This is a genomic window from Paraburkholderia sp. CNPSo 3076 (genome assembly GCF_026343935.1).
Classification (GTDB): domain Bacteria; phylum Pseudomonadota; class Gammaproteobacteria; order Burkholderiales; family Burkholderiaceae; genus Paraburkholderia; species Paraburkholderia nodosa.
On sequence record NZ_JAPMAL010000096.1, the window covers coordinates 1 to 5,066 of the forward strand.

The window sequence follows — 5,066 nt, forward strand, 5'->3', positions numbered from 1 at the left end:
CTACGTAACCGTTAGCCGCTAGCTTACCGTGTAACTGCCAGCAGGAGACTACAGCCGATTGCTCAGGCGATCATGACGTGATGGCGAGACAGGTCAGACCGTGGCCGGGAAACTCTGAGTACACCTACGTGCGCAAGAGCACGCAAGTCTGATGAGAGTCCGGCCAGCGAATTCCATCAGGGACCGCCGGCCTTGCGCCGGGACATCGAAGTCCGGATGCATGGCCGCAATCATTACCTGCCCTCCGTCACAAACGAGAGCTTGGCAAGCCGGGGGCGTCCATGCATGGTGTATGGGCGTTGATAGCGGGCGACGTCAAGCCGCGAGTTTCTGCTGACCCGGTTGATCGTCTTGCACCGGCTCGCCGTCCTGGAAGGCAATGCCCTCCAGCAACAGCTGGATCTGTTCGGGGCCGTTGATCCGGTGCCAGGTTTTCTCGGCTTCCTCGATCAGCTTGAACGCCAGACCGAGGAAGGTCGGTCGCGACACGCAGTTGCGCGTACGTGTAGTACGGTGGCGCACCGTCGCGAACGTCGACTCGATCGCGTTTGTTGTGCGCAGGTGCTGCAAGTGTTCGGCCGGGAAGTCGTAGAAAGCCAGCAGGCTCTCCCGTGGTCGAGCAACAATTAGCTCAGTGCCTTGGCGTGACAGAACCAGCATGGGCCCCTCGACAACCTGGCGGTGCCTAAAATCAGTGCGTCGACCCGGCTCACGGGAGAGCGGCGTACGCCGCGCAGCCTTCGTTTTTGCTCGCCCAAGGGGGCTCTGGTGCAAATAGGGCGGGGGCGAATCGGTTAAGGTGTCGGGCTGAACGAATTGAGAACCGACGATGAGCAAGCTGAAGAGCCTGGACGAACTGTTTGCAGGCCGTCACTTTGACCGCGATGTGATCATTCTGTGTGTTCGCTGGTACCTGCGCTACAAGCTTGGCTTGCGCGATCTGGTCGAAATGATGGCGCAACGGGGTCTGGCGCTGGCCCACACGACGATCCTGCGCTGGGTGCGGCGCTTTGCACCGGAGTTCGTCAAACGGTGGAATCGCTTCGGCAGGCCCACCGGCCAGTCCTGGCGTGTTGATGAGACTTATCTCAAGCTGCGCGGCAAGTGGGTCTATCTTTATCGGGCGGTGGATCGGGTGGGCCAGACGATTGACTTCATGCTCCGTGCAAAGCGCGACGTGGAGGCGGCAAAAGCCTTTTTCAGGAAGGCGATCAAACATCAGGGCCAGCCACCGAAGATCATCACGCTTGACGGCTATGCGGCCTCGCACCGCGCCGTGCGCGAGATGAAGGCCGATGGCTTGCTGCCTGAGGACACGAAGGTCCGATCCTCGAAATATCTCAATAATCTGGTCGAGCAGGACCACCGCAGCATCAAGTCCCGGACGAAAGTCATGCTCGGCTTCAAGCGTTTCAGGAACGCAGCGATCACCCTCTCTGGTATTGAGTTGGTACATCGCATTCGCAAGGGCCAATTCGACCTCGCGAAGCTCGGCCTCAAAGATACCACTGCGCCCGCAGTCTGGGAGGTCGTCCTGTCTACTTGATGAGGTATCCTCTATATAACAAAAATCTCGTACACACCGCCTATTTGCACCGGAGCCCCCTTATCGAGCTTCGGTCCGATTCGCCAGCACTTCGCGCGCAAGCGACATTCACTGCGTGCATCACTCTATCGCAAACAGCTCGCCGCACGCTTTGCCGGGTGGCATCGCTTCTCTCACCCAAGTTCCGTCCAATTTCTGGGCAAATGCACGTCCTGTACGCTCTTGTGTCTCGAATACCTTAACGTGACAACGCCGTGCGCTTGGGCCATTCGTGAAAATCTGAACAGAGCGTAGCGGAAGCGCTACGGATCTCCGGCTGCGGAACGCACCTGAAGGCACTATAATCAAGCAAACTATGCGCCACCGGTTCCCCAGCTTGAAATCACAAGAATAGCCGACGATGCACGATCAATTGTGTGAGTGGTCGTCCTGTTTGTCCAACTCCCGACGACGTATGTCGACATTGTCACGTTAGAGCGTTCTCTGAAAGTCGCAGTTGGCCTGTTGCAGAAAACAACTCCGACGAGCATTCCAGCAGGATCAGTATCACGTCTTCGGGGTCGAGCCGATCCGCACGGTCTTGCGGACGGCCCCGTCAGGGCTGCCGACGTCATGCAGCACAGCTTCGAGATCCGTCCCGACGCTGCGCCCGAGCATTCGGCAACCGGAGATCAAGCGTGGCTGGCTGGCCAACATGCAGGTCTATTGCGTGCCGAAGGTCTGGAGGCAGACGAACCGGGAAGGCGTTGCGGTGGCCCGCTGCACGGTCGCACGATTGATGAAACGGCAAGGGCTGCGTGGGGCAGTTCGCGGTAAGCGGGTCGCACGACGTAGGCCGATGCGAGTGCACCGCGCCCGCTGGATCGGGTCAATCGGCTAAACATGCGCGATTTGTAAGGAACCCACGTCATTGTTTGATAGCCGACGCAATTTCCCGCCAATGCGTCACTATGCCTGTGCTCTGGGGGCTCCGAGCGTTTGCGGTCCACATGGCCCGGAAAGTGCTTTGGAACAGGACTGGAACAACCCACCGCGACAGAGGCATTGTCACGTTGCGGACTGAGTCCGGTAACATCCGACGATGCTGGTTACCAATCGCTTTATCGCAGCCACCGCTTCCCGGCGATCGTCGTCAGTTGAACCGTGCGCTGGCAGTTGGACCGCGGTATTGTCATCAGCTACGAAACAATTCGACGCTGGTGCGACAAAACTGGCGCCGGCTTTGCACGTTGGATAAGGCTCTGGTGCAAATAGGCGGTCTGTACGAGATTGTTGTTATATAGAGGATACCTCATCAAGCAGACAGGACGGCCTCCCAGACTGCGGGCGCAGTGGTATCTTCGCGAGGCCGAACCTCCAGTGGTCTCCTCGCGCTAACCTCGTAGCGTGTGGTTTTTAGCGGGCTCCGGGCCCGCTTTTTTTTTGTGCGCCGAGCATGCGCAACAGCTTGGGGGTGAAAGTCCCCTGCCCAACCTGATGGTGGTGAAGGGCTAGTGAAACGCAAGGGCGTCGTCGTGAGGCGGGGTCTGAAGGAAGCGTGTAGCAAAGCCACGACCTGACGAACAGAAACCAGATACGAGGCCTACCCAGTCGGACGAGCGAGCAAATGATTGCGAAGTCCATAACCATCAAGGGCTGGGGTGGTAAATCTGGCAGGTGCGTGGTGAAGGCGGTTGAGCTTACCTTCTATGAGCGGAATATTGTCAAGGCATGTCACGAGCTCGCTGTGGTTCGAACATTGACTGCGCGGTCAATTCAATCCGCTGGCGCCTGGCCAGCCTCATCCTGCATGCGCGTTGCGCCGGAGTTGTGTCCAGGAACATGTCCCATCTCGGGATCGGTTGCATGGCAACCCGGTAAGAACACGGGCATGTTCACCTCAAACCTGTGCCTGCTGCGCCAACGCGCAAATGCATTGACCCCACTGCTTTCGGCGTAGCGCCTGAACGACGGCGACGCTCAGCGACCGGCGATGACACTGCGCCGGTCTCCCACACGAATCTTGCGGGCTTGCGTTCAACGAAGGCAAGCAATAGCAGTCCTGAGCCCAACGTAAACGATTGAATGTGACTATACAAAAATCCTACGAACTCAAGGTCACGGCGATCAGTATAAAGGGTCATCAACTCGACGGAAAATGCGTCGATGTGGCATTCCAATTAGGCGGATCTTGCCCGAAAACATTGCGAACGAAGAAATCCACGAGCTTACGCTCGGTGAAGATACCGGGGGCTCCATGATCAGCGCCCGGCACATAGACCATTTCGAATTCCTTTCCCGCCTTAATGAGTCGAACCTGAAAAATTCGAAGGGCCTTGTGCAGCAAGGGTTTGGAGCGGAAAGTTGTTGATGCATTTGCAGGAACCTGGCAGATTCTGGGTTGTTTCCTGTAAATTCTGTCGAGGTCTGGATGGGTCCGAAGACACCAGTAAGCGAAGGCGATTTGTTCCGGCATCCTCTGCGCGTGCGCGAGCAGATCAACCTGAAGCATCCCCTGGTGCGCCTGGCCGATCTGATCAACTGGAATGGATTGAATGCGTCGATGAGCGCGAGCTTCGTCTCACGCAAGGGTCGGCCAGAGGTGGCACCGCTTGTTCGGACAAGGTCCCGAGATTTTTAAGTGGAACGTCCGGGGCGATCATGCTGCCGATTTGATCGCTGGCAGCGTCGCGAAGTATGCCTCATCGGGCGTCTGATCCGCCAGGCTCGAATGAGGACGTTTGCGGTTGTACAGCTCAATGTATTGGCCAATGGAGCGCCGGGCGTGGCTGACCGACTCGTAGGCTCTCAAATAAATCTCTTCGTACTTGATGCTGCGCCACACGCGCTCGACGAATACGTTGTCGCGCCAGGCGCCTTTGCCATCCATCGACAACGCTTCTTCCAGCGCTTCAACGGCATGCACGGCCTCCAGCGTGATCGCCACGCGGTGCGCGAGGATCTTGCGGCTGGCCCAGTCCACCACCGCCGTCAGATACACGAAGCCGCGCGCCATGGGAACGTAGGTCGTATCGAGTGCCCAGGCCTGGTTGGCCCGCTCGATCTTCATGCCGCGCAGCAGATACGGCCAGACCTTGTGCTGTGCGTTGCGTCGACTCGTGCTCGGCTTGCAGTACAGCGCCTCCACGCCCATGCGCTTCATGAGCGTGCGCACGCGGCGGCGGCCGACTTCGTGGTCTTCCCGGCGCAGCAGGCGCGCCAGCATCCGTGCACCGGCAAACGGGAACTCCAGATGCAGTTCGTCGATCCGGCAACAGGCAACGCATGGCCACGGTCAATCATCGCTTTGCGCTCAGCAATCCCGCCTTGGTGAGCGCGCCGCTTAAAAAATCATTCTCCAGGCTGAGTTGGCCGATCTTGGCGTGCAGGGTTTTCACGTCTACCGGTGGCTCGCTAGACACCGGGCCTGCCGCACCGAACACGTCGGCCGCGCGCTCCTGCAACTGCCGTTTCCATTCCGTGATCTGGTTCGGATGCACATCGAACTGCTGCGCCAGTTCGGCCAGCGTCCGCTCGCCCT

General features: G+C 58.6%; 1 protein-coding gene and 5 pseudogenes. 4 read left to right on the forward strand and 2 right to left on the reverse strand.

Features of this window, described 5'->3' with window-relative positions:
- Positions 1-315 precede the first annotated feature (315 nt).
- A pseudogene (locus M3A49_RS41965) lies at positions 316-618 on the reverse strand (transposase); the annotation flags it as partial.
- Positions 619-838: 220 nt separating this feature from the next.
- Here M3A49_RS41965 and M3A49_RS41970 point away from each other — a divergent pair.
- The 4 genes and pseudogenes from M3A49_RS41970 to M3A49_RS41985 all read left to right on the forward strand — a co-directional run.
- Complete coding sequence (locus tag M3A49_RS41970; RefSeq protein ID WP_416339120.1) at positions 839-1,546, forward strand: IS6 family transposase; 708 nt, start codon at positions 839-841, stop codon at positions 1,544-1,546.
- Between the two features lie 30 nt (positions 1,547-1,576).
- A pseudogene (locus M3A49_RS41975) lies at positions 1,577-1,720 on the forward strand (IS6 family transposase); the annotation flags it as partial.
- Positions 1,721-2,096: 376 nt separating this feature from the next.
- Positions 2,097-2,422: pseudogene (locus M3A49_RS41980) on the forward strand (IS3 family transposase); the annotation flags it as partial.
- A 1,534-nt stretch (positions 2,423-3,956) separates the two neighbouring features.
- A pseudogene (locus M3A49_RS41985) lies at positions 3,957-4,136 on the forward strand (IS5/IS1182 family transposase); the annotation flags it as partial.
- A gap of 48 nt (positions 4,137-4,184) precedes the next feature.
- Here M3A49_RS41985 and M3A49_RS41990 read toward each other — a convergent pair.
- Positions 4,185-5,066: pseudogene (locus M3A49_RS41990) on the reverse strand (integrase core domain-containing protein); the annotation flags it as partial.